General features: G+C 69.8%; 3 protein-coding genes. 1 reads left to right on the forward strand and 2 read right to left on the reverse strand.

Annotated features, from left to right (window positions below):
* Nucleotides 1-95: 95 nt before the first annotated feature.
* Nucleotides 96-893: a DUF2382 domain-containing protein gene (locus ACZ6DT_RS19425; protein WP_465596731.1), complete on the reverse strand. Its 798-nt coding sequence runs from the start codon at nucleotides 891-893 to the stop codon at nucleotides 96-98.
* A 380-nt stretch (nucleotides 894-1273) separates the two neighbouring features.
* Here ACZ6DT_RS19425 and ACZ6DT_RS19430 point away from each other — a divergent pair, with 380 nt between their 5' ends.
* Nucleotides 1274-2875 (forward strand): ABC-F family ATP-binding cassette domain-containing protein, encoded by a 1602-nt coding sequence (locus tag ACZ6DT_RS19430; RefSeq protein ID WP_465596734.1) that lies wholly within the window; start codon nucleotides 1274-1276, stop codon nucleotides 2873-2875.
* A gap of 4 nt (nucleotides 2876-2879) precedes the next feature.
* Here ACZ6DT_RS19430 and ACZ6DT_RS19435 read toward each other — a convergent pair whose 3' ends face one another.
* Complete coding sequence (locus ACZ6DT_RS19435) at nucleotides 2880-3704, reverse strand: class I SAM-dependent methyltransferase (RefSeq protein ID WP_465596737.1); 825 nt, start codon at nucleotides 3702-3704, stop codon at nucleotides 2880-2882.
* Between the last annotated feature and the right edge of the window lie 511 nt (nucleotides 3705-4215).

Consider the following 4215-nt stretch of genomic DNA (forward strand, 5'->3'; position numbering starts at 1 on the left):
TCTCTGGGTTTTTTTTTCTTTCCCCCCCCCCCCCCCCCCCCCCCCCCCCCCCCCCCTTTCGCCCCCCCCCCCCCCCCCCCCCCCCCGCTCCCGTGTCAAGACTTGCGGTGCTTCTTGCCTTCGTCGTCCGTGACCTCGAACTGTTCCTTGCGGACCTTGCCGGAGATCGTCTGGTCCTCGGTGACGGTCTCGGTCTTGAGCCTCGCCCGTTCGACCGCGACGGTTTCCTTGTTCACCACCGGCTTCTCTGCGTGCAGCACGACCTCCTGTTCGTCCTCGGCGATCTCCATCCGCTCGCCGCCGGGCTTCGTGATCGGTTCCCGTTCGATCCGCACTTCTTCGTGGCTGACCGGAACGGTGATCTGCCGCTCCTCGGTGACGACGTACTTGCGCAGCCGGACATGGCCGGTCTCGACCTGCTCGGTGCCGACGTTCAGCCGCTCTTCCGAGCGCGTCATGGTGCGCTCGGTGTCCCGATCCTTCATGCCGGCGCTAGCGTTCATCGCGGCCTTGTCGCGACCGGTGCCGCCCGGTCGCGCCTGCGCCCGGTCGTCCATCCGGCCGTCCGGCGACGTCCGCGGCATCGGCAGCCCGTAGTGCTTGTAGAGCTGCGCGCTCTCCTCCGCGGACAGGTGACCGTCGGCCTCGATCCGGGGCGCGTCGGTGACGGCGTCCTTGTTGACACGGACGTGCACGCCGTCGCGGTCCGCGTGGGCGCCCGAGAGCGGGACGAAACTCTCCTTGGTGCCGAACAGACCTGTCTTGACGGTGATCCATTCCGGCTGGCGGGTCGCGTCGGCGAGATAGACGTTGCCGACCTTCCCGAGTTTGTTCCCGGTCGGGTCGACCACGGCGCTGTCGATGAGTTCCTGCGGCTGCATGGTCTTCGCCATCGGCCTGTGCTCCTCTCGAACGATGCTGCTGAGAAACCCACCGTCAGCCGGACCGGTGATCGCGGCAACCGCCGTGGTGCAACTGTGGGTGACCCCCGAAAGTGGTGGTTTGAAGGCGTTCTCACGGGCTAGTGGCGACGTATCGGCGCAGGCAGAAGAGGGTCTTCGTGGCGTGAACACCGGGGCTGAATTGGTGCGAAGGTGTGGATCTCCCGTCGCTCGGAAATTCGACGCGGGGATCTCCGGACCTGGCCTACTCTGGTGATCGTGATGCAGCAACTGCTGTTCCTCTGAGGAACGACGCCTCCACCGGTACCGCGAGCCGCGGTACCGGAGTTCGTTTTTCCCGCTCATCACTTTTCACTGGAGGCAGTTCCTTCATGTCATCCCCTCTTTCGCCCGCGCCTGTGCGCGCGGCGCACGTCCGCCTGTCCGGCGTCCACCTCTCCTTCGGGGGACGGCCCGTGCTCTCCGGGGCCGACCTCGCCGCCGCCGCGGGTGAGCGCGTCGCCATCGTCGGGGAGAACGGTCGCGGCAAGACCACACTCCTCCGGGTGCTCGCCGGCGACCTGGCCGCCGACCGCGGCGAGGTGCACCGCTCGGGTTCGGCCGGTGTCGCCGACCAGCAGCTCCCGCTCGGCGCGAACGACACCGTCGGGGCGCTGATCGACCTCGAACTGGCCGCCGTCCGCGCCGCGCTGGTCCGTCTGGAAGCCGCCATCGAGGCACTTAGCGCCGGACGTCCCGGCGCGGACGACGTCTTCGCCGCCGCGCTGGAGGAGTCCGAGGCCCTCGACGCGTGGGACGCCGACAGGCGTGTCGAAGTGTCACTGGCCGCCTTGAACGCCGTCGACGACCGCGAACGTCCACTCGGGACACTGTCGGTCGGGCAGCGGCACCGGGTGCGGCTGGCCTGCCTGCTCGGGGCGGGGCATCCCGTCCTGCTGCTGGACGAGCCGACCAACCATCTCGACGCGGCGGGACTCGACCACCTCACCGAACGGTTGCGCGCCCACCCGGGCGTGGTCGTCTTGGTCAGCCATGACCGGGCGTTGCTCGCGGACGTGGCCACCACGGTGATCGACCTCGATCCGTCGAGTGACGACCGGCCGCGGGTCTACGGCGGTGGCTACGCCGCCTACGTCGAGGCTCGTCGAGCCGAACGCGCCCGCTGGGAATCGGCGCACGCGGAACAGATCGCCGAGCGGCGACGCCTGGCGGACGACCTGTCCGCGGCGCGAAACCGGTTGCGCGACAACTGGCGCCCGCCCAAAGGCACCGGCAGGCATGTCCGGGCCACTCGCGCGCCGGGACTGGTCCGCGCGGTCCACCGGCGGCAGGAAGAGCTGGCCGGGCACGTGGTGGCGGTTCCGCCGCCGCCCGCCCGGTTCGCCATGCCCGAGCTTCCGGCGCACGGCGGCGCGACGCTGCTCCGCGCCGCCGGGGTGACGGTGGCCGGGCGGCTCACGCGGCCGGTCGATCTGGCGCTGGAAAGCGGCGACCGACTGGTGGTCACCGGCCCCAACGGTGCGGGCAAATCGACGCTCCTGGCCTTGCTGGCCGGGGAAGTGGAGCCGGGAACCGGCACGGTCACCCGCTCCCGGTCCGCGCGGATCGGCAGGCTGGGGCAGGAGTCCGACCTGCCCGCCAGGCGGACGGCGATCGAGCTGTACGACGAACAGCTCGCCAGGGCCGGGGTTCCGGGGCCGGGCCTGGGCGAGCTGGGCCTGCTCGCCGGTTACGACCGGCACCGTCCGGTGGCCGAACTGTCGGTCGGCGCCCGGCGGCGGCTGGACCTGGCGCTGGTGCTGGCCCGCCGTCCGCACGTGGTCCTGCTGGACGAGCCGACCAACCACCTCTCCGCCACGCTCGTCGACGAGCTGACCGCCGCACTCGAGGTGACCCCGGCCGCGGTGGTGATCGCCACGCACGACAGGCGGCTGTCGCGGGACACGGAGTCCTGGCCGAGGCTCGCGCTGTAAGCCGTCAACCGCGGTGGGCGACGGTGTAGCGCACGGTCTGCGCCAGCACCACGCTCCCGTCGGGTTCGCGGAGGGGATCGAGCTCCGCGAGCACGGCCCGGTGCACGGCGTCGAGGCGGTCTTCCGGGATCAGCTCCCAGAACATCCGCTGGCCGTGCGACCAGGACCAGGTGATCCAGTGCCCGGGGTCGGCGAACTTCACCGGATAGACGCGTTCCACGGACGTGACACCGGTGAAGCCCGCCGACTCCACGGCCTGGCCGAAACCATCGACGGTGGCGAACAGGCCGGACCTGACGGCCAGGGTCCAGGCCAGCTCCGGCGGTACGAACGGTTTGAACACCTCGCGAACGGCCGACCACCGGGGATCGTCGGCGCCGAACGTCGTCACGCCCATCCGGCCGCCGGGTGCGAGCAGACGATGCCACGACCGCAGGCCGGCGACCGGATCCGGCAGGAAGAACACCACGAACGAAGCGAGGAGGACGTCGAACGCGGCCTCGTCCAGTGTCGGTTCTTGGGCGTCCATAAGGGAAACCGAGGCGTTGGCGAGCCCGCGGTCTTCGATGTCCTTCGCGGTGCGGCCGATCATCGCCGCGGACAGGTCGATACCCAGCACCGATCCACCCGCGCCGACCCGCTCGGCCGCCGGGAACAGCACCGCGCCACGCCCACAACCGACGTCCAGCACCCGATCGCCGGACGTGAGCCCGACCCGGTCGAGCAGTTCCGTGGCGAAAACGCCGAAGAAGTCGACGCCGAGAGCGTCGTAGGTCTCCGCCGTCCGGTCGAACAGCCGCGCCATCGCCTGCCGCGTGTAAGCGCTCATGCGCAGGACGATGGCCCCGCGAAAACGGCGTTGTCAAACGGATGCCGGGATTTGTCAGGTCGCTCCGGGCGGTGGTGCCGCGAATTCGTCCCGGGGTGCCAATTCTTCGCTCGGGCTGGGTGGTGTGGGCGTGGAGGGTTCCGGGCACTGACCGTCCTCCTGCTCGGTGGTGGGTGCTTGATCGACGGAGGATCGGGGACGTTGAGTGTTCCGATCCTCCGTCGATCAAGCACCGCGACCGGAACGCCCCTCGAGGATGTAGGAATCGGGACACTCAACGTCCCGTTTTCTTACATCGTCAACATCCGGCACGCGCTGAGCGGTCAATCCTCGTACCGGGTGGGTCGTGAGTGGCGATCCGGGTTATTTGCGGGGTAAGGCGGAGGTGGCAGGGCGCGAAAGCCACTTTCGCGACGCCTGACGTCCCGAAAGTGGCTTTTTCGGCACCGCCCCCCCCCCCCGCCGCGAGTAAAAACCCACAACCCAAAACCCTTCCCTCCCCCCCCCAAGA

Source organism: Amycolatopsis sp. NPDC041971 (assembly GCF_055588925.1).

Coding starts and splice junctions, on each gene's coding strand:
- ACZ6DT_RS19425 (WP_465596731.1), bottom strand. CDS start 893: ATGGCGAAGACCATGCAGCCGCAGGAACTCATCGACAGCGCCGTGGTC.
- ACZ6DT_RS19430 (WP_465596734.1), top strand. CDS start 1,274: ATGTCATCCCCTCTTTCGCCCGCGCCTGTGCGCGCGGCGCACGTCCGC.
- ACZ6DT_RS19435 (WP_465596737.1), bottom strand. CDS start 3,704: ATGAGCGCTTACACGCGGCAGGCGATGGCGCGGCTGTTCGACCGGACG.